Origin of the sequence: Acinetobacter pollinis, from assembly GCF_015627175.1 — a bacterium.
GTDB lineage: Bacteria > Pseudomonadota > Gammaproteobacteria > Pseudomonadales > Moraxellaceae > Acinetobacter > Acinetobacter pollinis.
In genome coordinates, this window is sequence record NZ_VTDQ01000024.1 from 1 (window position 1) to 24,878 (window position 24,878).

Annotated in this window: 21 protein-coding genes; 3 read left to right on the top strand and 18 right to left on the bottom strand. The window is 35.2% G+C overall.

Annotated features, from left to right (window positions below; all coding sequences use genetic code 11):
• The 3 genes from I2F23_RS09485 to I2F23_RS09495 form a co-directional block, all read left to right on the top strand.
• Positions 1-185 (top strand): transposase (locus tag I2F23_RS09485; protein WP_195772328.1); only part of this gene is annotated, 185 nt, incomplete at its 5' end.
• Between the two features lie 242 nt (positions 186-427).
• Entirely contained in the window at positions 428-1,618 is a 1,191-nt protein-coding gene (locus I2F23_RS09490; RefSeq protein WP_195772362.1) for a Bcr/CflA family efflux MFS transporter, read from the top strand.
• Between the two features lie 2 nt (positions 1,619-1,620).
• Positions 1,621-2,331 carry a GNAT family N-acetyltransferase gene (locus I2F23_RS09495; RefSeq protein WP_211140203.1) on the top strand — a complete coding sequence of 237 codons (711 nt, stop codon included), beginning with the start codon at positions 1,621-1,623 and terminating at the stop codon, positions 2,329-2,331.
• A gap of 52 nt (positions 2,332-2,383) precedes the next feature.
• On the opposite strand, the gene I2F23_RS09500 is transcribed toward I2F23_RS09495, so the two are convergent.
• The 18 genes from I2F23_RS09500 to I2F23_RS09585 form a co-directional block, all read right to left on the bottom strand.
• Entirely contained in the window at positions 2,384-5,530 is a 3,147-nt protein-coding gene (locus I2F23_RS09500; RefSeq protein WP_195772363.1) for an efflux RND transporter permease subunit, read from the bottom strand.
• Positions 5,520-6,731: an efflux RND transporter periplasmic adaptor subunit gene (locus I2F23_RS09505; protein ID WP_195772364.1), complete on the bottom strand. Its 1,212-nt coding sequence runs from the start codon at positions 6,729-6,731 to the stop codon at positions 5,520-5,522. Before I2F23_RS09505 ends, I2F23_RS09500 begins: the two co-directional genes overlap by 11 nt.
• Position 6,732: 1 nt before the next feature.
• Positions 6,733-8,055, bottom strand: coding sequence for a TolC family protein (locus I2F23_RS09510; RefSeq protein ID WP_195772365.1), 1,323 nt, complete (start codon positions 8,053-8,055; stop codon positions 6,733-6,735).
• Positions 8,056-8,111: 56 nt separating this feature from the next.
• Positions 8,112-8,486 carry a cation efflux protein, CzcI-like gene (locus tag I2F23_RS09515; RefSeq protein WP_195772366.1) on the bottom strand — a complete coding sequence of 125 codons (375 nt, stop codon included), beginning with the start codon at positions 8,484-8,486 and terminating at the stop codon, positions 8,112-8,114.
• Positions 8,487-8,531: 45 nt separating this feature from the next.
• The gene (oxlT, locus tag I2F23_RS09520; protein ID WP_195772367.1) at positions 8,532-9,773 is read right to left on the bottom strand and encodes an oxalate/formate MFS antiporter; all 1,242 of its coding nucleotides are present in this window, start codon (positions 9,771-9,773) and stop codon (positions 8,532-8,534) included.
• A gap of 53 nt (positions 9,774-9,826) precedes the next feature.
• Entirely contained in the window at positions 9,827-10,141 is a 315-nt protein-coding gene (locus I2F23_RS09525) for an AzlD family protein (protein WP_195772368.1), read from the bottom strand.
• Positions 10,141-10,848, bottom strand: a complete 708-nt coding sequence (locus I2F23_RS09530) for an AzlC family ABC transporter permease (RefSeq protein WP_195772369.1) — start codon at positions 10,846-10,848, stop codon at positions 10,141-10,143. Before I2F23_RS09530 ends, I2F23_RS09525 begins: the two co-directional genes overlap by 1 nt.
• Positions 10,849-11,248: 400 nt before the next feature.
• Complete coding sequence (locus tag I2F23_RS09535; protein WP_407648017.1) at positions 11,249-12,001, bottom strand: OmpA family protein; 753 nt, start codon at positions 11,999-12,001, stop codon at positions 11,249-11,251.
• 29 nt (positions 12,002-12,030) lie between these two features.
• Complete coding sequence (tagF, locus tag I2F23_RS09540) at positions 12,031-12,984, bottom strand: type VI secretion system-associated protein TagF (RefSeq protein WP_195772371.1); 954 nt, start codon at positions 12,982-12,984, stop codon at positions 12,031-12,033.
• Between the two features lies 1 nt (position 12,985).
• Complete coding sequence (gene tssM, locus I2F23_RS09545) at positions 12,986-16,750, bottom strand: type VI secretion system membrane subunit TssM (RefSeq protein ID WP_195772372.1); 3,765 nt, start codon at positions 16,748-16,750, stop codon at positions 12,986-12,988.
• 21 nt (positions 16,751-16,771) lie between these two features.
• Entirely contained in the window at positions 16,772-18,172 is a 1,401-nt protein-coding gene (locus tag I2F23_RS09550; protein ID WP_195772373.1) for a hypothetical protein, read from the bottom strand.
• Positions 18,166-19,170 (bottom strand): type VI secretion system baseplate subunit TssG, encoded by a 1,005-nt coding sequence (tssG, locus tag I2F23_RS09555; protein ID WP_195772374.1) that lies wholly within the window; start codon positions 19,168-19,170, stop codon positions 18,166-18,168. Before tssG ends, I2F23_RS09550 begins: the two co-directional genes overlap by 7 nt.
• On the bottom strand, positions 19,134-20,942 hold the full coding sequence (tssF, locus tag I2F23_RS09560) for a type VI secretion system baseplate subunit TssF (protein ID WP_195772375.1): 1,809 nt from the start codon (positions 20,940-20,942) through the stop codon (positions 19,134-19,136). The genes tssG and tssF overlap by 37 nt, the downstream gene beginning before the upstream one ends.
• 13 nt (positions 20,943-20,955) lie before the next feature.
• Positions 20,956-21,429, bottom strand: a complete 474-nt coding sequence (gene tssE, locus I2F23_RS09565) for a type VI secretion system baseplate subunit TssE (RefSeq protein ID WP_195772376.1) — start codon at positions 21,427-21,429, stop codon at positions 20,956-20,958.
• Between the two features lie 62 nt (positions 21,430-21,491).
• Positions 21,492-21,995 (bottom strand): Hcp family type VI secretion system effector, encoded by a 504-nt coding sequence (locus I2F23_RS09570; RefSeq protein WP_195772377.1) that lies wholly within the window; start codon positions 21,993-21,995, stop codon positions 21,492-21,494.
• A gap of 39 nt (positions 21,996-22,034) precedes the next feature.
• The gene (tssC, locus tag I2F23_RS09575) at positions 22,035-23,516 is read right to left on the bottom strand and encodes a type VI secretion system contractile sheath large subunit (protein ID WP_195772378.1); all 1,482 of its coding nucleotides are present in this window, start codon (positions 23,514-23,516) and stop codon (positions 22,035-22,037) included.
• The gene (gene tssB, locus I2F23_RS09580; RefSeq protein WP_195772379.1) at positions 23,509-24,018 is read right to left on the bottom strand and encodes a type VI secretion system contractile sheath small subunit; all 510 of its coding nucleotides are present in this window, start codon (positions 24,016-24,018) and stop codon (positions 23,509-23,511) included. The genes tssC and tssB overlap by 8 nt, the downstream gene beginning before the upstream one ends.
• Positions 24,019-24,034: 16 nt before the next feature.
• On the bottom strand, positions 24,035-24,652 hold the full coding sequence (locus tag I2F23_RS09585) for a hypothetical protein (protein WP_195772380.1): 618 nt from the start codon (positions 24,650-24,652) through the stop codon (positions 24,035-24,037).
• Positions 24,653-24,878: the final 226 nt, after the last annotated feature.

The following is a 24,878-nucleotide window of genomic DNA, read 5'->3' on the forward strand; positions in this document are numbered from 1 at the left end:
GAGCAGACACACAGGAGTTACTAGAACATCATGGGCATCAGATTTTATGGTTACCGCCTTATAGCCCTGATTTGAATTCTATTGAAAAGACTTGGGCATGGATTAAGAAAAAGAGAAAAGAATGGCAAGAGGATTGTATTGATCGACTCTTTCAGATGTTTTTTCATTTTTGTATGAGTAATTAGATTGTTTGACTATAAGACCTTGGCAGCAGCTCTTATTGTTCCCAATTCATATAACTTTAAAATGACCTTTAGATGATTCCAATTCATATTAAACACTCTCTCAATTATATATATTATAATTGGTTTTAAAAAATATATGATGCACACATACATCACCCTGCTGTATTTTTATGGATTATTTATCACAAATAAAAACGATAAGATTTCTATTTCCTTTACTTAAAAGAAGATAGATATTGAAAATGAATACTCAAACCCAATTAGTTATTCTTATTATTATTTTAAGTATGTTTGGACTTATTTCTTCAGATATTTATATTCCATCACTTCCGTTCATTGCACAGACATTTCATATTTCAGGTGGAGAAATTACATTTTCTATTTCTGTCTATTTAATAGCACTTGCAATATCACAAATTATTTACGGCGTAATCCTTAATTCTTATGGCTATAAACGTATTTTAACTCTAGGTATTATTATTTATATTATTGCTTCTATAGGTTGTGCTTTATCTAATCAAATCTATAGTTTTCTATTTTTTAGATTCTTTCAAGGCATAGGGGCTGCATCTGGACTCGTTATTGGTAGATATCTTATTTCATCTCAATTCTCGAAAGATCAATCTGTTCAGATTTATGCAATTGTCTATCCTTTTGTTTCATTATCTCCTGCTATAGCACCACTTATTGGTGGTTATCTCACATCATATATTGGCTGGAAAAGTAATTTCTATTTTTTAGTCATCTTTGCAATAATTGCATTGTACATGACATTTAAGACTCCCATTAAAGAATCTAAAAGTGATTTAAAATCAATAGTATTTTTTCAATTTATATCTATCCTTAAAAATATAAATTTTTGGAGATATACAGGAGTTGTTTGTTTAATTTATCAAGCATGGTTTATTTATCTAACTCAATCAACATTTGTATTTAAAATATTCTATGGACTATCTTCCGAGATAACAGGACTATTATATTTGCCCTTAAGTGCAGGAATTATTCTTGCCAATATCACAACCAAGAAATTATTAAGGTTCTTAAGCATTGATCAAATTATTGGGCTAGGCTTAATCTTCTTTTGTATAGGTGGCATACTTTTTTTGAGTAATCTATTTTTACCTCAGCCATCCTTAACAAAAATTATTTTCTCCATGTTTATCGTAAGTATTGCGAATGGTTCTTCATTATCACTCGCTGTAGCGAGTGCCATCCACAGTTCAAATGAACATACCGTAGCAGCCTCTGGACTAGTTGGATTTTTTCAAATTAGTAGTTCAGGGCTTATTTCTTATTGGATTAGCCATTGCATCGGACAGAGTATTTCTATACTGAGCCTATCAATATTTACCCTAAGTACACTCTGTATTTTTTTATTCTTTTTCAAATTTCAATATATTGATATATTAAAGAAAACCAAACTATTGAGATAATAATGTCAAACTTAAATCAATATAAACAAGAAATTGGAGAGTTACTTCCTCACTGGACACCAAGACAATTACCACAGAAAAACAATTTAAAAGGAAAATACTGCCTTTTAGAACCATATAGCGCAGATCGCCATGCTCACGATTTATATAAGGCTTATAGCCATGCGGAGGATGACAGAGATTGGACATGGTTACCCATAGGACCTTTTAAAGATTTTTATGACTATTTTCAACAGGCAAAATCATTTGAAAAGAGTCATGATCCTATTCATTATGCAATTATTGATAGCATAACCAAACAAGCTATTGGCTCCATTGCACTCATGCGTATAGATCCAATAAATGGTACTGTTGAAATGGGTTTTGTACTTTATTCTCCTTTACTTAAAAAAACTAGAATTGCAACGGAAGCACAATTTTTACTGATGCAATATGTTTTTGATGAGCTAGGTTATAGACGTTACGAGTGGAAATGTGACTCATTAAATACCCCATCAAGAAAAGCTGCTTTAAGGCTGGGTTTTACCTATGAAGGAACTTTTCGAAAAGCGGTGGTATATAAAGGAAGAAGTAGAGATACCGATTGGTTTTCTCTCATAGATACAGAATGGCCAAATATTAAAACTCAGCTTCAGACATGGTTAAGTTCCAAGAACTTTGACGAGACTGGTCAACAGATCTTATCTATTGAACAAATACGAAATGCACTGTAAGTGTTTAGATACGCTGTCCTGCACATTAATTAATGTACAGGACAGTATTTAACTATAATTTTCGACGTTCATTCCACCAGCGGTACACAATAGGAACAACAATAAGTGTCAGCAGTGTTGAAGATAAAATTCCACCAATAACAACGGTAGCAAGTGGTTTTTGAACTTCTGCACCTGTTCCAGTTGCTAATGCCATTGGTACAAATCCTAAAGATGCAACACATGCAGTCATTAATACTGGACGCAGCCTTAAAATAGCACCTTGCCAAATGGCTTGTACCAATGGATGGTTTTGGGCCAGTTCTTTCATAAAGGTAAGCATAACCAAACCATTTAATACAGCGACACCCGATAAAGCAATAAAACCAATCCCTGCAGACATTGATAATGGAATATCTCTTAGCCAAAGCGCAATGATCCCCCCAGAAAGTGCAAAAGGAACCCCCATAAATACCAATAAGCTTTCTTGTAATCGGCCAAATACCGCAACCAACAAAATAAAAATCAGAATTAATGCAATAGGGACTACAATCTGCATTCGTTGGGTTGCCGATTGTAAGTTTTCAAACTGACCACCATAGCTGAGCCAATAACCCGAAGGAAGTTTTTGCTGTCCCATCACTTGTTGTACCTCTTGTACAAAAGAACCTAAATCTCGATTACGGACATTTGCAGTAACAACAATACGGCGTTTTCCTTCTTCTCGACTAATCTGGCTCATACCTAACAACTCTTCAACTTTGGCGATGTCTTTTAAAGTAATTGTTGCACCATTATCCAAAGGAATTGCTAGTTGTTTAAGCTGTTCTACATTATTCAATGTTGGCGTGAGTCTCACCACAAAGTCAAAGCGACGATCACCTTGTAAAATTTTACCTACAGATTGTCCACCAATTGCCATAGCCACCCAATCCTGTACAGCTTTTACAGATAGCCCATACTGTGCAATCTTGTCATGCTGTATATCTACATTTAGCATAGGTAGACCTTGAGTTTGCTCTACTTTTACTTCGCTTGCTCCAGAAATATCTTTTAAACGCTTCTCTACTTTCTTTGCCTCCGTTGCTAAAACATTGAGATCATCACCAAAAATTTTAATTCCTATATCACTTCGAACACCTGAAATAAGTTCGTTAAAACGAAGTTCAATCGGTTGCGAAAACTCATTCGCATTACCAGGAATGTGTTCAACATAATTCATCATTCTTTGTCTTAATTCAGTAAGCGTTTCTTTAGAATTAGACCACTCAGATTGAGGCTTCAACAAAACAATACTGTCTGAAATATTGGGTGGCATTACATCAGTCGCGACTTCAGCTGTTCCTGTACGTGCAAAAATTGCTTTAATTTCAGGAAAATTTTGTAATAGTTGTTGCTCAACTTTTTCCTGCATTTGTAAGGATTGTTCTATTCCTGTACTTGGTGCTCGCATAAATTGAATGGCAAAATCACCCTCACTTAATCGTGGTGTAAATTCTGTTCCCATTTTAAATGCTATTGTGCCCGTAATAGATAAAATAGAGATAACTATCGCAACAAGTACAACTTTGTATGAATAAGCTAAATCTAATATTTTTAAATAATAGGCTTTTAGGGTGAGCATCCAACGACTTTCTTTTTCAGATACTTTACCTGTTACAAATAATGCAATTGCCGCTGGAACAAAAGTCAAAGATAAAACCATTGCACCAATCAGTGCCAACACAACCGTCATTGCCATTGGATGAAATAGTTTTGCCTCGACCCCAGTTAATGCAAAAATAGGAATGTAGACCACCATAATAATCAGTTGGCCAAAGAGTAAAGGTCGTCTTGCTTGTTTTGCAGCTAAAAAAACTTCTTCAAATCGCTCTCTCTTCGTTAAAAGGCGCCCTTTTTCATGCTGTGCATTGGCAAGTCGACGTATACAGTTTTCAATAATTACGACAGCACCATCAACAATAATTCCAAAATCTAAAGCACCCAAACTCATTAAGTTTGCACTAATCCTTTGCTCAGCCATTCCCGTTAGGGTGAAGAGCATAGATAAAGGGATAATACAGGCTGTAATCAGTGCTGCTCTAAAATTTCCTAGGAAAATAAATAGAATAACAATTACCAATATGGCACCTTCAATCAGATTTTTAGCAACTGTTTGAATGGCTTTATCAACCAAGTTGGTTCGGTCATATACCGTTTCTATCATTACACCACTAGGTAAACTTTTTTGAATTTCTTGAACTTTTGTATGAACATTTTTTGCAACAGTGCGGCTATTCTCGCCCATCATCATCATTGCAATTCCTAAAACGGCTTCATTGCCATTGTAGGTAGCACCACCTGTACGTAAATCATGACCTATAGAAACACTGGCAACATCTGAAATACGAATAGGAGTTGTTCCCTTATTTTGGACTACAATATTTTCAATATCAGAAACAGTCTTTAGAACCCCAGGTACACGTACTGTTAACTGTTGCCCATTATTTTCAACAAAACCTGCTCCTCGATTTTCATTATTTTGTGATAACACATCGGTAATCTGGTTTAAAGAAATACCCAATTGTTGCAAGCGACTCAAATTTGGAGAAACAATATAGTTCTTGTCATATCCACCTATGCTATTGACCTCTGCAATACCAGATAATCGCTGAATTTGTGGTTTTACAATCCAATCTTGAATCTCTCGTAAATCCATAGGGGTATATGTAGAGCCGTCTGCTTTTTTAGCATCTGGTTCAGCACGCACCACCCATTGGTAAATTTCTCCTAACCCTGTAGAGATTGGGGATATTTCAGGTTCAACAGATGTGGGCATTTCACCTCTAACCTTTTGCAGACGCTCTGTAATTTGCTGTCTTGCCCAATAAATATCTGTTCCATCTTTAAAAATAACAGTAACCTGAGACAATCCATAACGCGAAATGGAACGAGTCTGCTGTAAGTTTGGAATACCTGCCATTTCATTTTCAATTGGATAAGTAATTCTTTGCTCAGCTTCTAATGCTGTAAACCCTTTGGCTACACTGTTAATTTGGACTTGAACATTTGTAATATCAGGAACGGCATCTATCGAAAGTTTCTGATAACTAAAAATACCGACTGCAATCCAAATACAAGTAAAGAGCATAACCCAAAGTGCATTTTGAATAGAAAATTGAATAATAGAATCGAATAGGCCTTTAGGTTTTGGAAAATTTTCAAGAGGCTTAGTGTCCATGATCTGCCTCCCCTTTTTCCATATCAGATTTCAAAGTAAAGCTACCTTCAGATACATAACGCTGGTTTATCGTTAGACCATCAATAATTTCTACCCAATTCTGGTCAGATGCTAAACCTAATGTCACTTCAGTAGGCTGAATAATTAAATTGCCCTTTTCTTCACTCACAGTAAATACAATATTTTTACCGTCTACATTTTGAATAGCTGTTTTCAAAATACGATTTACTTTAGATGCTGAGTTCGTTGCTAAACGAACATTCACCATCATATTCGGTTTTAAGACATCGTTTTGACTGATAATATCAGCTTGAACTTTAAGCTGTCCTGTTTGCTGATCAGCTTCAGGTAAAATGGCTTTAATCTTCGCTTGATATTGTTTTTGAGTAGATTCAAATGTGATATTTGAAAGCTGAGATAAAGATTGAGCAAATTGACTTGGAAGCACAAACTCCAACCATAGATGATGATTATTCTCAATAACCATTATCTGATCGGTCACCTGAACATATTCACCCACAAATAAATCTTTCTTAGAAATGATGCCATCTAAAGGTGCCTTAATTGCATATGCATTCGAAGATGCATTGATCCCCAATACAGACAGTTTACGGCGTAATGCTTGTACTTCAATTTGACTACGCTTGTATGTATTCAATGCTTTTAAATAATCTTGCTGAGCAGAAACACCCTGTTGAAAAAGTGATTTCTCACGTTGATAATCTTGCTGAGCAAGCTTTAAATTTTCTTCTGCGATATTTAGATTAGACTGTTGATCAATCAATTCTGGTGAAGACACAAGTGCCAAAGTCTGCCCTTTTTTTACAGATTCCCCCAAAACTACAGCTACCTTTTCTACGCGACCAGAAAAACCAGATGTAACATGTGCCTGCTGATTTGGATCTTGTATAATTCTTGCTGGATAAAGAGAAGATGTATTAACTTCGCCTTGCTCAACTTGAGCAAGTTTAATACCATATTTCACAGCTTCTACAGGTGTAAGCGTCATACTCCATTCTTTTTCTTCATGGGTAGCACTTTTTTCTTTTTCCTCACCATGTTCTTGTTTCTCGCCGTCATGATCATGAGATGCTTCTAAAGAAGATGTAGAGCCTTTAAATACAAGAAAACCCATTACAGATATTGTAAATGCAACAATAAGACCAACCCATATCCATACTTTATGATTTAATTTATTCATCTTAATTACTCATTCCCAATGCCAAAGATTTATTTAACTGCTGTATTGCATTTACATTTAGAATTGCCTCAGAATCTATTCCCAATCTCAAACAATCTAATTGCATATTCTTTTGGAAAATATTTCTTCTCATTTCTACTGCTTGAAGCTGTCTTTGTTGTAACTCTGAAGTAGCAAGCTGTATGTCCGTAACTGCATATTTACCAGCTTTAAAGCCAATAAATATTTTGCTTTGAATACTTTCAGATAAGGGAATTTGTTGCTGAGTTAAGATATTTAATTGATGACCTAACAATTTAATTTCGGCATCTAAGGTTCGAATATCATTGGGTTGTTCTCTTTGATAACGCATACGCTCTTGTGCAATGAGCTTTAATTTTATCTCCTCTACCTGTCGACTATATAGTCCACGATTAAAAATATTTAATGGAACTTCTAGTCCAATTCGAAGTTGCTGATCTGAAGCTTGATTAGACTCAGCTTGCGTTTTTACTATACCTAAAGTGACTGTAGGCTTAGGTTTTGCTTGTGCTTTTAAATAGTCTAACTGTGCTTCAAACTGTTGTTTTTGTAATTGCATTGTACTTTCATACACATTCATTAACGATGTATTTTGAGCATATTGTTGCCAAGATTCATCTGACACATCTTTCAAATGGAAAGTACTTTCTTTTCCTCCCCAAAGTTTTGAGAATTTATTTTTAAGTATACTTAGTTCAACATTTTTCTGAGTATAAGATGACTCTAAATCTAAGTTTGCTACCGCTATTCTTTCTAAATCTACTTTAGAAATGCTTCCTGCTTCCAACCTAGATCTCGCAGCTTGAAGATTAGCCTGACTAACTTCAAATTGTTTTTTCAAAATAGATACTTCTTGCTCTAGAAAAAGAATTTGCATCCAGAAATACTTTACTGCCAAAAACTGCTGTACTTGATAAGCTTCTTTGTTCAGAACAACCTGTTGTAACTGTAGCTCAGAAAGATGCCCTGCCTTTCTTTTCTCTCCAAACAAGTCTATAGGCTGTGTTAGTAAAATCTCAGAAGAATTTTCCTGACCACGATTGAAACCCGTTTGTTGAATTGAAAGCGTAGGATTATCCCAAACACGACTATTCTTTATCGCTAATTTGGCAATATTTTCCTGATTATTCCAAATATCAGGTTGTTGATAATCTCGTATTTTTTGTAGCGTCTGACCAAATATGAGTACAGGCTCTTCAGCATGTATCATATAAGAAGTCATTAAAATGAATGTACCTATGCAAGTACGACGTACTGCATTCATGTTTTTTGCATGAAATGCAATTTTATATAAGAAAGACATAAGAAGCCCCGTATTAAATAAGATTTAAAACGGTGGGCTATTTTTGGCTACCCCACCTATAGCGGGGTTAACATTGGAGGTGGCGGACTAAACCCTAAATCGGGAGAGGTATATAAATTTCGCCAATCTGTTTTATTTTCTCTTTCTGAAGGACGGCTCACGATATTCGGCACATGCTCAACAGCCTCTGCCAAAATCAGAGGAGAAAATGAAGGCAAATGATCACTATGGTCATCATGACTACTTAAAATCTGACTCACTTTATTTACGCTTAGTGAATGACCTGAATTATGATGACCAAAATGCATCTGAGTGCTATAAGAGACTTCAAGACCTTTTTCATGTGTGCAAAAAGCCGCTGCCACATTCCACATACTTTGGAATAGCAGTAAGCTTGATAAGATCAATAAAAATACTGATTTCTTTTTCACACAATACACTCAGTCATAACCATGTATAATAAAACATAATATATCTTAAAGATCAATGTAGCCTTTTTTATATTTGTTCATAAAATAATAACGCCAAGGCTTTAATATTATGATTGCAATGAATGCAGTTATTAAATCGAAGAAAATAGCGCAATAAAAGACATTGCTCCAATCTTGGGTATATTGGAATAATAATGCTGCAAATGGTCCTCCGAAAATAGAACCGATTCCTTGAGATAAGTACAACCAGCCATAATTTGCTGTTGCATGCTGCGTACCAAAGGTATCCGTTAAAGTAGCAGGAAATAGAGAAAAAATTTCTCCCCATCCAAAGAAAACAATACCCGATAAAAGAATAAACAATACAGGATCATGACGGCATAATAACCACACAAACATTGCAATGCCTTCTAAAGCGAACGCAACAAACATCGTTATTTCTCTGCCACATATATCGGAAACAAAACCAAATAGTGGACGAGTTATTCCATTCATAACTCGATCGAGACTTAAAGCAAGGGGTAAAGCAGCCATGCCAAATACCATTGTATGACTTACACCAAAGTTTTCAGAAAAGCTTGCCATTTGTGATGTAACCATCAAACCCGATGTCGACATCATAGTCATCATGACAAACATTAACCAAAACAATGGTTGTTTGAGCATTTCTTTAGAATTAAACTGATATTGGCTCTGTTGTATATGCTGAACAACAGTGATCTGGGGTGTTTTTAAACGAAGACTCGCGAGTAATCCAATACAAGAAAAAATAATACCAAACACGATTAACGTTTTATCTAATCCCCAGTTTAAAAGTGCCTCGTGAATGGGAAATGTGGTTACTACTGCACCAATACCATAACCTGCTGCCACCATACCTGTTGCAAAACCACGACGCTCAGGAAACCACTTCACCATAATCCCAATGGTACCAATATATACAATTCCTGTGCTCAGTCCTCCAATACATCCGTATATCAAATACAACTCAATTAAACTTGATGCCTGAGATGAAAACACCCAGCTTAAACCTGACAACACGACACCTAAGGCAATTAATCGCTTAGGGCCAAATTTATCAATTAACTTCCCCTGAAATGGCGCAAAAAATGTTTGAAATATAATAAAAAGTGCAAATGTCACTTGAAGTGATGGTAATTGGATACCAAGTTTATGCATAAATGGCTGTGTCAGTAATGTCCACACATACTGTGCACTTGAAATGGAAGCCATACAGATGATTGCAAGTATCAACTGTAGCCATTTTTCTTGTTTTATTATCATCATTAAAAGTCTCTAGTATCCTTACTAAAGACCTGCATATATTATGCCAATCAATTTTATAACAAGTAATATCTACATAAGGCAGCTGAAAGTAATCCCATTGAAATTGCAAGTAATGGTTTTTTAAAAATTAACATGACTATCGCTGTCATCAATAAAGCCAAACGTGCAGCAGTATCTCCATCGAATGCAATAGGCGCCAGTATCGCGACCAATACCGAACTAGACATGGCTGTAATAAATCTTTGAGTACCATCACTAATAGGAATGTAGTTCATAATATAAACACCACCCCAACGAGTCATTAAAGTAATTATCGCCATTATCAAAATAATAATAAATGGATGAGAGGTACTAATATCAAAATTCATTATTTTTTGACCTTCCATAAAAATCCGACGATACCACCACACAATGCTCCAATAACTACATGGCTATTTTTTGGCAAATAAAGATATGCGATTAAAGATGTTATGGCTGCCGTCATCCATATTGCTACAGTTCTATAGTTTTTTTGACCACCAATCACCATAGTGAATAAAAAACAAGCCATAACCATATCTAGACCAAACGCATAAGGATCATGGATAAGATAGCCAAAATATATACCTAGCGTTGTTCCCAACACCCAAAATAACCACAACGCAAGCCCACCTCCAAACAATAATCCTACACCTGGTTTTTGTTGGTTAAATGCTTGGAAGGATGATGCCCAGTTTGCATCGGAAATTACTAATAAAATTGTATATCGTTTAATCGGAGGAATATGTTTTAACCAAGGGTATAAAGATGCACCCATTAAAATATGGCGAGCATTAATAAAAAATACCGTAATGAATAGAGAAAAAATAGGAATATGACCATCTTTCCAAAGTTCTAATGTAGCAAACTGTGAAGACCCAGCAAAGACCGTTGCACTCATTAAAATAGCTGTTATATGATCCACATTTGCTTGTGTTGCAGATAGCCCAAAAGCACCTCCAAACACCGCAACAAATAACGAAATAGGTAGTAATGTTTTAAAACCAAACCATACATCTTGCGTATTAATCGTATAATTATTTTCGTCGGAAGCCACTTCACTCTCATCCTTTGTAAAGCGAATATTTGAGCTATTATGTCTTAATTCTAGTTATATTAAAAACAAATAATTCTCAAATATACTGTTTAAAAACGACATACTATAAGTTTATGAAAAATTAGAATAATTAAAACTGGTTCTAAATAGGTGGAAAGTATCTAACACTACATTCATCAATCAAGCCTAAATATAAAACTGGTGAATTTTTTTTATGATATGTCTAAATAAAACTCTCTGTCATTTTAAGTAAATCATCAATCCATTTTATTCTTAAAGCAAAGTTAGCCTGAAATAAAAATTAAATAAAATGCAACGCTTACGCCCTTTAAATTTAAAAGAGCATTCACCAAGTGTAACCTATTCAATAGGTTACACTTATTTTGAAGTGATGGTACTTTTAGATGACCTCAAACTCTATACGTCTATTTTTCTTACGGCCTTCTGCGGTTGTATTGTCTGCCACGGGTTTTTCAGAACCTAATCCATATGCACTTAAACTCGATGGATTAATTCCCTTTGAAATCAGATATTTTTTCACTGCTTCAGCACGATCATGGCTTAATAGTGTATTTTTCTTTAAATCGCCTGAGCTATCGGTATGCCCAATAATTTTAATACTCTTACCATTTAGTTTTTGTAGAGCCAATGCCATTTCATCTAAAATGCGCTGTCCTGTTACAGTTAAAATGGCACTGCCAGATTCAAATTCAATAATTCGATTCTTTAATGCATCATCAACAATTTTTTGTTCTTTCATATCTATAGATAAATTTGAATTAAAATCAAATATTGGGTCTACAACGGACTGAAAAGCCGTACGAATGGCTTTATCATTTTGATCAGATATTTTACCTGTTAACTCAACATGTGTACCTTGAACCGTGAGTTGTCCTTGTTTCACTTTTTTAAGATCAGTATTAATTAATTTTTCAACAGCACTTGTCCAGTCATGCGGTGCAGATACTGATCTCACCTCAATTTGATCAACCACCTGATCATTTCCGTATACACTACGTAATTTATCTAGCACTGTTTTTTTACTGGCTTCATTAGGTACAACACCATCAATAATAATTGGCTGTGTATGACCCAATTGGGTTAATCCTAAACTTGCAATCATAATACAATTTGTAATTACTGACTTTAACATTAATCTGTTCATTTTCTTTCAGCCATATCTTATATAAATATCTGCATAAACATTTTTATGCCTTGTCTTAAGCTCATCTGACGATCACACAAAGCTTGTTTTAATCGAACCAGCCCAATATTTTGGTCGAGATACTGCTCAATCCACGCTGTATCTTTTAAAGCGACCCATCGTGATGTTGAAAAATCCTGAATTAATATGTCGCTTAATGCGCGAATGTCTGTTCCCTGAAAGCCAAATAATAATACTGGGCTTTCTTGATGTAGAACTCCAATAAGAACATCGGTATTTTGTTTGCCAATAAACTGATTAATGAGACCAACCCAAAAAGCAGAAATTTCATATTTATATGTGTCATTAAAAATTGGAATCACCAACACTTTATTCAGCTTACCTGTTCCATGCTGAATAACAGGTTGTAATAGGAGTCCAAGTGCAATCATCATTTGTGCAAGCTCAGCCATAGTCATATTCATCAGTTTTGCAAATGAATAGACAGTATGTTCATCTAAAAAGTCGGTATGGCCATGCGCAGTAAAAACCTCTATCTGTGTATTCAGATCAGCCAAACGCTCCAATAACTCTGTTGAGTTTGTTACTTTGCGCAATGAGATATTTTCTCGAAGCAAATTCAAAAGTACCTGTTTATAAGCATATGGTGCATATAACATGTTCTCTAGAGGTGATTGCACCTCTAGAAACTGCCCAAGAACCATAGGAAACTTTCTACCCGAACTGTCTTCACTCGCCACTAAATTTGCAACTAAAAAGTTCTTACCTTGAGGATTTGCAATAAAGAAATCTAAAGGTGCAAGGTTATTATAACGTACTGAAAAATCATCTGATTTTATGCAGACATCCAATGCTTGAGTAATCCATTGATCAATAGTTTGAGTCAATGCATTTTGGCCTTTGCTCTTTATAAAATCTCCACGAGATGGGTTTTTTCCATAATAAAATGGTGTCGAGCTTAAAGTTTGCATATTACTTTGCTCCTACCACTGACTGTGCAGAAACAACTCTTGCCACTTTATTCGCTGTAACTTGATCAACAAGTTTTAACCCTGCATAACCACGCCCAGAACCCACATTACTGGTTGTATTTCCACTAATTAAACGGAAGTTTAACTTCACATAAAGCTCTGAGTTTTTAGGATTTGCCCAAGTCATTTCCATAACACCGTCATGTTGATTACGCTGAGCAGAATCAATTAATCGATTAATCCCATATTCACCCGGTGCATCAAAAATAGTATGTACTTTTCCTTCAAGATCAACCACTGTGATACGCACGCCCGGTGTTGAACCTGGATTTGGCCAAACAAAACTTACCCATTGTTGAATCCCATTTTCATAGAACATACGTTGACCATCTATGTCTAACGTATACGATAAAAGTTTTGGATTCTGTAAAGGATAAAATTGGAAGTTAGATTGATTAGCTGCAACAGGTGCCTGATTAATTCCACCCGTAGCAACACCATTTGCAGGCGCAACGTAACTTTGGAAGTTCGCAATGAATTGTGGATTTAAATTAATCCCTAAATCTTTCCAAGTTTTAGATGAAATAACATAACCACGGCGTACAATTAATGGGTCCAATGTTTCTTTTACAAAACGTGCAATACTGCCATTCTCTCCAAATATTTGACCAATTTCCGCACTGGTTGCCTGAATATTTGCGGTGCCATTAAATGGATACTTCTTCGCCAAGTTCTGATTAAATGGCTGAACGATCTGTAAATCCCATAGTTTATTAACCTCATTTTGAGCAGGTGTAAGTAAGCTCTCAAAACACTGTATAAATGGACTCACGATAATTTTATGCACAATTTGTTGATTTTGTGAGTTAAGGCCAACCGTTAATTTTTCATCCATATTTTTTTGAACTGAATTAAAAATAGAATTTTGATCATTTAACGTTTGACTCACTGTCATTAAAGCATTTGGCCCAATGTCTCCAGTATTCTTAAGGTTATTAAACTTACTCCGTACCTGTGCCAAATTGTTTAAATAATCATCTAACAATGACTTGTTTTGCTGATCATCACGTTTTCTCACAAATTCATAAAAGAACGTAAACTCTTGAGAAATATAACCTTGTGGTTGTTGAGCAACCTCATGTGCAACTACGTTAGAACTTGTTTGATTAAGCACTGTGCGTTTAAACCATGCAACAAATCCTGTTTGAGGTATCGCGAGTTCAGCCTGAACCACAGGATTATCCCAACTCGTTTCCTGAGCAATCTTTTCCATTAAAATACGGATTGGACTACGCTTTTGCTCTCCCAAAACATCTATAAATTGAACAGCAGTCGTAAAGTCATCTGTTTTCGCATAGTGAACCTCACCTAAGAATTTTCTCCACTCATTCACATAATCCTGTTTATACAATTGTACCAATTGCTTTTGAATTTGGTCTGGACTACCACTTAGAGTGAGATCATCTGCACGTACACTATTTAAAACCCAATCTTTAGTATCGGTTGGTTTATTTGCAGCTTCATCAATTGCTTTAGAAACATACTCTTCCCATGCCTTTTGCGTAAAAGCACCTGATAACTCATAACCACCAAAAATTGTTTTTTTATTGTCGTTACCAACAATTTGCGCAATAGTTAACGGAGGAAAACGAACAGCAGCACGTGTTTTAATTTGGCTATAAACACGATTAATTGCTGGTGTTGCTTGTACAACTGAAATAAGTAATTGGCGTGTCTGATCTATCAAATGTGGATTAGACTGTAAAACAGGGAAATGCTTATCTGTAGATAATGTGATTAAGTAACTGAGTACTTGTTCTGCCTTTTGAGTCGTTTCCGCTTTAGGCGCATTACCTTTATTTTCCTCTAACCACGATCTCCAAAATCGAGTAATTTGGTCACTCAAATGTGTTGGATCGATATATTGAGGATTCCCCATCATAATATAAAGCTTAAGTGCATTATAAATATCTTGAGGGTCAGTTTCAGATGGATCTAATGATTGTTTCGCCTGATTATTTACCTGAGTGACTTGTAATGCTTCGGGATGTTTAGCAAGTAATGTATCTTCTTTCCCTTTTACACGTTTTAAATAGTCTTCAACTCTTTCATTGGTTGGCTGCAAGATAATTTTTTGAATACCCTTTAAGTATTCAATTTTCACTTTTTCATATAGCTTTTCGCCTTGGTATAGACCAAAAGAAAACTTATAAGAAGATTGCTGATTTAAATCATCTAATTGCTGTAGTCTATTTTGTAGAATCAATAATGCATCAAGTTGAGTAGGTAAATCTCTACTCGACACTTTTTCTATTTTTTCAACTTTATTAAAATCTGCTTGAACATCTGCAATCAGTTGTTGATTGTTCTTATAAGACCAAACCCAAAGCCCAAGTACAGTAGAAACTGCCAGTAATCCAACAATAAATAAAATATGTCTTTGGCGTTTTCTATTTGAGTTAATATGCTGTTTTACAAGATTCTTATCTTTAAGCACAACCTCAGAGAAAAGATTTTTCAAAAAGTAACCATGCGTTTGTAAGCCCGCTTTATTGCGATTTATACTTTCGCCTAAAGCAACACGCTGTAATTGAAAATCTTCTGAAATTTTGTCTGTCATTGGACTTTCAACATGGCCATCTTGTAATGCACTTGTAAAGTAAAAGCCACGGAACACAGGTTTGAATTGGTATGGATTATCTTCAAACAATGCACCAATAAATGATTTTAAAGCAGGTTTAATCATTTTAAATTCAAGTGGAAAGGTCATTACACTTGGTGAAATATTATCTGCATGTCTGCGACTTAGATGCGTTGTACTTAAGTTCTTTAATCCATCATGCAAAATCGTATAATGTTCATCGAATAATTGCATTGCGTTTTGAGATGATTCTGCATCATAAGCCAATGTTGCACCCCAAACCTGATCAAACTCTTTGCCTTCATAACATTCAAAGAAGTCTGTGAACCCAGCAATAAGATCCATTTTTGTAAATACCACATAAATTGGTACGATTACCTCTAAACGTTCGGTAATATCTTGAATACGGGCACGTAGATTTTTCGCAAGTTGCAATGATTTTTCAGGACTTTGACTAACCAGTTCAGCAACACTGACCACCACTAATAATCCATTAATCGGTGCTTTAGAACGGTTTTTCTTTAATAAGCCAAGGAAATCTAACCACTCTTCTTTATCTTCGGCATAAATTGAATAACGTCCTGCTGTATCTAATAAAATTCCATCAGTAGAAAAAAACCAATCGCAATTTTTTGTACCGCTTTGTCCAGAAGAAATGGCTTGCTGATGCTTTTCTTCGAATGGAAAATTTAACCCAGAGTTATATATTGCAGAACTTTTTCCAGCTGCTGGATTACCAATTACCATATACCATGGAAGCTCATATAAGGCAGCATTTCCACTTTTATCACCTAGCTTAGATTTACGAATCAACTGAATAGATTCCTTCATCTGTTGCTGAATTTGTGCCAACTCTTCTTTGTCTTTGGACTTGCTATATTCTTTTTCTGTTTCATTTTGAATAATGTTTGAAAGGTCTTCCCCTTTAGCAATATTTCTTCGACGATCAATCAACCAATAAATGCCGTAACCAATTAAACCTAAAAGATAAAGCCCCAATAACAGCCAAAAAATACGGCGTGGTAAAACACTATAAGAAGATATAAGTGAAATAAATAATGAAAGTGCAATAATTGCCTTTGGATTAGTGATGTACTGCCAAAGGTATCCTAAAATTGTGTACATTTTACTCTCGTGAAAATTGGGTTAAATATGTTCGTGATCGTCTTCAGGTTTTGGTTTAATCACAACCTGAACCTCTGGCAGATCTAGACTGTAAAAAAAACCAGTAAGGGTATGAGGTATGTGTAACCCCGCGAGAAATCCAAAAACTTTTGATAGTTGCTCAGTACTGCCTAAGCTGAATCTGGTATAGATCAAATGATGAATCTCAATAGGCGTACTTTCAAAGTTCTTAATGACTTTTTTATTGGCCTTAGGTGTTCTCATATCATCAGGGATAATTACAAAAGGTTCATCCTCTTCATACTGAGATAAATCAGTAAGATGAAATGTACTTAATGTTTGAGCCAAGTCTTTTTGCTCAAGCTGAATAAAGACTTGCTTTAAAACTGGGATATTTTCAAATACTATTGACGCAGAAGATATACAACAACTTCCAATAAACTCAGATGGTATGTAATCTGCACCAACAGACATTACTCCATCCAATGTGTCTTGATCAATCTCAGACTCTACAGCCAAAATAAAAGAAATCTCACTTAAATCTTGTGTGTTTGATTGGCATAATTCCACTAGGTTGTGATAAGCAGAGCGTTCACTGCAATAGTGATACTCAATATTGATTTGTTCAGATAAGATACCCAACTCGTCTAAATAGCTTTCACACATTTCCGTTGTTGCGAGCTCATTCCACGAATGTTGAAGTGTTGATGGAAGAAGTATCAATAAGTTTAATTGATCTAATTTTTGGACTTTTTCTGCGATAGGCTCTTCAATATCTTCGGAAGCATCATAGTCTTCACCGATCCAAGCAGGATGCATTTTGTATTGATATGCCAATTGAGTATCATAAAAAAGTGCAGACTCCTTCAATTGTTTTGCAATTGAAGAAAATATATTACGATTTTCTTTGAAATGCGCAGTGATTAGATTCATCATTCTAACTTGTAAAGGTAAAACATCTAAATGTTGTTCAGCGACATCTTCAAAATATGTTTCATCTATACGGTAACTGAGTAAACGTTCTCCATCGTGTCCAATAAGATCTTTATCTAAATCTGGTGCTACACCTTTAGCTATTTTTGCGACTAATTCTTCATTACTTCCCAATTGGCTGAGAAGTGAAGCTGAATATATATTTAACTCGATTTGCTCTACTTCTGTTTTAGGCAATGGTTCATTGGCTTCAACTGCATTTTGCGCCTCATTCTGAGCGATTTCTTCTTTTTGCTTCTTATGTTGATACCATTTCCAAGCCAAATAAGGCATTAAGACCAAACATGAAATACCTAAAGGTATCCATAGAAAATAAATAAGAATATCTTTTGCTGTCGGATCAAAATGCAAATCCCTCCAGTAAAACACCATAAGTAGTGCTGTGGCCGTAAAAATACTTAATACCGTACTTAAAATAATTTTTAACATTCAACATCACCCAACAAGGTATAACATTTTTCCTCATTGTCAGAAAAATGATCTGCCATTAAGGAAGCTCCCCAACCTAAGCCAATCGAATCCGTCATATTCAATTGCAGTGGTTTAATCGACTGTTGGTCTAAAATCAGTCGAAGATCTACCTTCAACGTTGGACTACACCACTGCTGTAAAATACTTTTAAGTTTTAGACTCTGTGCTTTAGACGGGAGATAATCTAAATAATCTTCATAGCTCAAAGGTCCAATCGTAATTTCAACCTTATCGCCAATTTGGGTAATGTATTCACCACAAAATGTATTCACGCCTAATTGCATATGGCTATTTTTAGAACTAAGTATGGTTCTTTGATCTTTTTCTAACTGAAACTGCTCTTCTACAAACTCTTTCACATCTATAGATGGATGAAAAATAGCTTTTAGAACCTTATTCAGTGCATGTGAGTTATTATTCTGTCCCTGCATTAACCCTGAAAATTCAGCAAAATAATGCTCAAATTGAGTTTTCTTATCTTCATCTTTTACGGTATAACCATTTAATGCATGTACAATATCAAGATAATGATTTTCTTCATTAATCTCATATTTTATAGGTAAGTTATATGCCAAACTTGCATCAATATATTGTGATACCAACTTATGGTTAAATAATCCGATAAACTTTTGTGCTTCATTTCGATACGCTCGAGGAGCCTGTCTAATCTTATTTGTATAAACATAAGGAAAAGCGCCCTGTATACCTGTTAAGCCCACCATAAGATTGATAAGCTCAATTTTAGAATCGGAAATTTTTAAACTTTCAATTTCTGAAGTCGGAAATTTCAAATTCAATGAGCTTTCAAATTGAAATGCATCTGCCCAAAACCTATGTTGTTTCACATAGGGAGTATTTCTCATTAATCGTACAGACTGTATTAACTCAAAACTGGTTGAGTGATGAAATAATTCATCAATTACAGAAGATTCTTGCCACCAGCGCTCTGTATGCATTGGTATAACTCCTGACTAGAATTCTGATCAATCACCACAACTTCAACGAAGCTGTTCATCTGTACTTTTAAATTAAAAATCTCACTTAAAAGCTGACTAAAAATATAGAGACTATGTCCTCTAAATACAGATGCATCGACGGTAATACATGCTTTAATTCCACGAACAAATATTGGAAAGGGATTTGCACCCATCATTCGACTGGTAGTTTTAAATTCGGTACTTTTAATCGAATCTATGAGTAAAAAGTTATCCTGTGTCTTAGGCAAATTATAAAGTTGTAGTAACTCTTTAATTTGATTAGTAGCGTTATCTCCCATAATCGCCAACATATTTAAAGATAAATGGGAAATGACACGCCACTGCTCTTGTTTAGTTTGTTGAAAATGATGTGTTTTTGAAGGTCTTTTTAAGGCAAAAGCACGGCGTGCAATTGCAGTATCATTCAAATTAAAAATATTGTTACTTGCAACTAAAACCTCATGTGGTAAGTCACCATTCGAGCACAGTAAAGTTGCACTCATAAAATCAGACCTTACCTCATCTGGATTAAGTTGTTTTGAGATAATTGAGTACGTATTTTCAATTTTTTTACCATAACTTTGTTTTTGGTTGAGCGTATAAAAAAACTGATTACCGTCGTCGGCATAATGACTTAGTGCAAAAAATGGTAATACTGGTAAAGCAACTTCATTTTTATTCGTTTTCTCGCGAATCATCGTCATATTTAAAACAGAATATAATTTATAACATTCTGGGTGATGAACATCCGTAACTAATGGATATTCTAATTTTTTATGATTAATCTTCTGAGGTTCAGCCTTTTTCTCGAATAAATTGACAATTGGTGTGGTAAATAACTTAAAGTTTTCCGTACTTAAATCTGAGTAACTATGAACAATCGCCTCGTCATTCAAATTAAGATTTAAATGAATTTGTATTTGAAAAGAACTCTTACCTAGTGGTAGATTTTTTAAAAAATCTAGGTTCATATTGATGTAATTAAACTTTTCAGGAAAGCAAAAATACTCCATTAACAATCTATATGCATGATGCGTATATTGGTCGACAGGCAATAAGCTTTCTGACTCTGAAAAACCCATGACTTCAAATGGGTTTTGAATTGAAATAATTTTGTGATCTATTTTTAAGCTAAAATGCGTACCTGTACGGAATATACCGTCAAGCACATGCAAGGCAAAATTAGAAATCGTATCTAAGTAAATAGGTAATTTCTTTTCTTCTAGCCAAATATGGGGCTGATTAAATAATTCAAACCCTAAAGTAAGCGTTGCATTATGTTCGGCCGTTCTATGCTGTCCAGGGTTCGTACTAAACTGAATTGTATTTAATTGAACAGGCAGTAAATCTACCTGTGTACTGGTAATAAACTCACACTGTATTCCATTTAAGCTTCTTGACTTCAATAAAGTCTTTGCTGGTATTTCGCTGGCTTCTGTCAGCTGTTTTATTTTATTTTTATCTTCAAAACTTACAATACTGCATGAAGGAAAATGTCTCAAATATTGAGGAAACATAATTTCAAACAAAGACTTCGTAAACATGTCATAACTGTCAGCAAGTTTCTTATCCATTCTTGCTGCAATTAATGAGAAAGACTGAATGAGCCTTTCAATATGCGGATCATCTATTTGCTCTTGATTTAAAGATAGCCTTTGAGCAATTTTAGGATATTTTTCAGCAAATACTCTTGATTGTTGGCCAAACTCTTGTAACTGCTTTTCATAATAAGGCAATAAATCTTCAATCATGTTTTTTCCTGTATTATCCTTTCGCAGAAATTACATATTGTTGAGTAACAGCATTTAGTAATGCATCAAAAACAATGGGTTCGCACAATGGATGTACATTCAGATATGCCTGAATACTTAAACATAATGAACCTACATTATTTCTGTCCATTAGCATTTCAACCTGAATATTACGTAATCTCGGCTCGTGTGCAGCAATAGATTCTTCAATAGACAAACAAATTTTGTCTCTATCTTTTGGATTGGCAGTAGACAGCCCCACAAAGTCAATAATGCCAAATTGAGCTATTGATGATTTTGCTAATGGAAAATCTTCAAGATCCTGACTTAATCTAATCATGCGATTATTTAATAAGTCTTCCAAATCTGTAGCAATCGACTCTCTAAGCTCTTGTAAAGATAGACCATGAAGTTCATCCGTTTGAGGAATTAATCGGTCAAACAAAGTTGGTCTAAATCCAAATGGAAATAATTGATCTGAGTTCATTTTAAATTCTAAAAAAGAGCAAACCGAAAACAACGAATTGTTCCCGATTTGCTGTCTCATCATTATGCAGCGTAAGATGCTGTATTATTTGAAAGCGACCACTTCTTCGTTACCGCTCCTTTCGCTGTACCATTAATATCTTGCTGGTTATATGTCCATTCAACCGCAGCATATTTCAGTCCAAATGACTCTGTTGGAACCCCTTCTTTGTCTACAACAGGGTTCACACTTGAAACAAGAACGTGCTTGAGTTTAATTTGAAGATATTTAATACGCTTATCGCCATTTGCACGATAAAAATCGATTTGAACTTCGTCGAATGTATAACCTGCAGAGCATGCTTCCCATAGCTTAGGACTTGTTGCATCTAAATCTTTTACAAACACCATATCTGAATGTTCTACACGTTCAGCAGTATGACCACCTACACTCGATGATGTTGCTGATTTAGGCTGACGAATGTTATGAGCCCAAGAATTTACTTCCAACCAACCTTTGTGCTCAGAATCTCTTGACTCACCGTCAACTTTATATTTTCCACGAAATTCAATATATATATCTTTCATATCAATTGCCTTTTATAACAAAAAAAATGTTACCTTCTATTAGTTAGAAGACTGAGGTAACTCGGTAACAAGTCTTAATGAAACAGAGAGTTCATCCAACTGGAAATGCGGTCTTAAAAATACAACAGACTTGTAGTGACCAGGCTCTGCCGGATTTTCTACTACTTTTACAGATGCTTCACGTAACGGAAATTGTGCTTTTGCTTCTTGGGATGCGCCATCATCTAAAAGTACGTATTGTGCAAGCCATTCATTTAAGAATGCTTCAACATTTCCAGCAGATGCAAAGCTTCCCACTTTATCTCGCATCATAGCTTTTAAATAATGAGCAATACGAGAAACTGCCATAATGTATTGAATTTGGCTTGACAATGCTGAATTTGCATTCGCAGCATCATTGTCATATTTTTTTGCTTTTTGAGTCGATTGAGCGCCAAAGAACGCGGCATAATCTGTATTTTTACAATGTACTAAAGGAATAAAGCCTAAATCACTCAGTTCTTTCTCACGACGATCAGTAATCGCAACTTCGGTTGGACATTTAAAAGCAACTTCCCCATCGCTTGTTTTAAATGTATGTACTGGTAAACCTTCAACCAGTCCACCACCCTCAACACCACGAATAGCAGCACACCATCCATGTTTATCGAAGGCATCAGTGAGTCGTGTTCCAAAGGCATATGCCGCATTCATCCACAAGTATTCATCATGGTTTTGACCTGAAACTTGCTCGACGAAATTGAATCCGTCTGTTTGAATACCATCTTTCGGATCGTAAGGTAAACGACCGAGTACTCTTGGCATTGCTAAGGCCACATAACGAGAATCATCACTTTCTCTGAAAGAACGCCACTGTACATATTCAGCAGTTTCAAAGATTTTAGATACATCACGTGGACGATCGATATCTGTAAAAGACTCTAAGCCTAAAATGTTAGGACTCGCAGCAGAAATAAATGGTGCATGTGCAGCAGCAGCTACATGTGACATTTGCTCAAGTAGATAAATATCTGCAGGTGTGCGATCGAACTCAAAGTCTCCTATAAGTGTCGCATAAGGCGCACCACCAAATGACCCGTACTCCTCTTCATATACTTTTTTAAATAAAGTACTTTGGTCAAAGTCAGTTGCACTTTGAAAATCTTTAATTAACTCTTTTTTCGTTGTATTTAAAATACGAATTTTAATTAAAGGATTCGAAGGTGACTCTTGACAGAAATAATATAAACCACGCCACGTAGACTCAACCTTTTGAAATTCAGGGTTATGCATGATCTTACTTAATTGTTTTGAGATCATTGCATCAATTTCAGCAATACGCTTATCTAATGCAAGCGTCATGTTATCGGAAATTGTTACCGTACCTGCCATGACTTCTTTAGCAAGTTCACCAATCAAACTTTTTGCACGTGTATGCTCTTCATCACTACGTGCAATACGGCTTTGCTCTACGATTGAGTCTAATAAATTAGTACTCTCTTGATAATTCGCAGTATTTTCGCTTAATGATGTATTACTCATCGTCTACTCCAGCTTCTTTGCTTAACTGCTGTAGCTGTGCAGTGTTTTTAAGAACATCATCCAACAAGTCTTCAAGCTTTTCACTGTTCGAAATTTTATTACGCAAATCCGTTAATTTTTCACGTGCATCTACAAGTTTTTTTAATGGATCAACTTGCTGTGCAATATTCTCTGGTCTAAAGTCATCCATCGATTTAAATGTTAAATCGACGCCCATCGAACCACCTTCTTCAGAAATGGTATTTTCTACACGAAATGCAGCGCGTGGTGCTAAAGAGGTCATTACCTCATCAATATTTTCTAGATCTACATTAATAAACTTTTTATCTTTGAGCTTCGTCTTTTCAACTTGTGATGCTGCAGAAAAGTCTCCCATTACCCCTACGACAAAAGGTAATTCTTTGACTTCTTTGCCATCTCCAACTTCCACGTCATATGTCAGTTGTACTCGAGGTGGTCGAACTCGTTGTAATTTCTTTTGAGCACTTTCTCTTTTAGCCACGTTTAACTCCCCAGCTTTAATTTAGTGTTGCGAATGGATTACTGCTTGGTAAAGCAGGTTGTGAATCGACTGGTTTAGTAGTAACTAGCTTAACTTTCACTGGTTTAGCAATATGCGTTTCTTGTCTTTTCTGTCTTACCACAGGTTTTGCATCAGACTTTACTTCTTCCTTTAATACAGAAGCAGGCTTGGCTGCATTAATGCTAGCAACTAACTCTTTTCCAGCTGGATAAGTTGATTCTGATGCAAGGTATCGCATCTCTTGGCTTCTCATCTGCTGAATAGAGTCATTTGCAATTTTTGTAGCAGCCAAAAATTTAACATCTGTTAACGTATTGCTATGGACATGTAGAGACTCTAAATAGTTCACCAATTCCAATGCTTTGAACGCTTTACCAATTTGATAGAAACGCTCTGCCGCCAGTACTAAATAGGCATTTTTCTGGTCTTCATTATTTTTGTCACAGACCTGAACATACTTACCTAATAAGATTTGATCTGTTTCCCCAACAACTAAAGGATTATTTTTCAGACATTTTCTTTTTAAGGTGATTTCAGTATTGTCTTCTGCATGAACACAGGTCATTCCCATGCATCCGACGGCAAATAAAGATAAAATAAATGCTTTTTTCAAGGTAATTCCCCATACCTATAGTGACAACATCAGAACGATTGCCAACTTCCCTAAAAGAACGCCTTACAGGAAATGACACAAAATATATAAAACCAACAAAAATGCCAATTTGTTCACATTTTAATTTATTTTATCACACTTTTAAACAATTTTAATGTAAAATAAAACACAATATATATATTTTATTTATTACGTGATTCATTTTTTATGTAGTGAATAAATGAAA

Excerpts from the sequence above, each read along its gene's own strand:
- tagF (WP_195772371.1), bottom strand. The coding sequence starts at position 12,984 with ATGCAAACTTTAAGCTCGACACCATTTTATTATGGAAAAAACCCATCT.
- oxlT (WP_195772367.1), bottom strand. The coding sequence starts at position 9,773 with ATGATGATAATAAAACAAGAAAAATGGCTACAGTTGATACTTGCAATC.
- tssC (WP_195772378.1), bottom strand. The coding sequence starts at position 23,516 with ATGAGTAATACATCATTAAGCGAAAATACTGCGAATTATCAAGAGAGT.
- tssE (WP_195772376.1), bottom strand. The coding sequence starts at position 21,429 with ATGAACTCAGATCAATTATTTCCATTTGGATTTAGACCAACTTTGTTT.
- tssF (WP_195772375.1), bottom strand. The coding sequence starts at position 20,942 with ATGATTGAAGATTTATTGCCTTATTATGAAAAGCAGTTACAAGAGTTT.
- tssM (WP_195772372.1), bottom strand. The coding sequence starts at position 16,750 with ATGTACACAATTTTAGGATACCTTTGGCAGTACATCACTAATCCAAAG.
- I2F23_RS09550 (WP_195772373.1), bottom strand. The coding sequence starts at position 18,172 with ATGTTAAAAATTATTTTAAGTACGGTATTAAGTATTTTTACGGCCACA.
- I2F23_RS09535 (WP_407648017.1), bottom strand. The coding sequence starts at position 12,001 with ATGTTAAAGTCAGTAATTACAAATTGTATTATGATTGCAAGTTTAGGA.
- I2F23_RS09500 (WP_195772363.1), bottom strand. The coding sequence starts at position 5,530 with ATGGACACTAAGCCTCTTGAAAATTTTCCAAAACCTAAAGGCCTATTC.
- I2F23_RS09525 (WP_195772368.1), bottom strand. The coding sequence starts at position 10,141 with ATGAATTTTGATATTAGTACCTCTCATCCATTTATTATTATTTTGATA.
- I2F23_RS09490 (WP_195772362.1), top strand. The coding sequence starts at position 428 with ATGAATACTCAAACCCAATTAGTTATTCTTATTATTATTTTAAGTATG.
- I2F23_RS09505 (WP_195772364.1), bottom strand. The coding sequence starts at position 6,731 with ATGAATAAATTAAATCATAAAGTATGGATATGGGTTGGTCTTATTGTT.
- I2F23_RS09510 (WP_195772365.1), bottom strand. The coding sequence starts at position 8,055 with ATGTCTTTCTTATATAAAATTGCATTTCATGCAAAAAACATGAATGCA.
- I2F23_RS09495 (WP_211140203.1), top strand. The coding sequence starts at position 1,621 with ATGTCAAACTTAAATCAATATAAACAAGAAATTGGAGAGTTACTTCCT.
- I2F23_RS09570 (WP_195772377.1), bottom strand. The coding sequence starts at position 21,995 with ATGAAAGATATATATATTGAATTTCGTGGAAAATATAAAGTTGACGGT.
- tssG (WP_195772374.1), bottom strand. The coding sequence starts at position 19,170 with ATGCATACAGAGCGCTGGTGGCAAGAATCTTCTGTAATTGATGAATTA.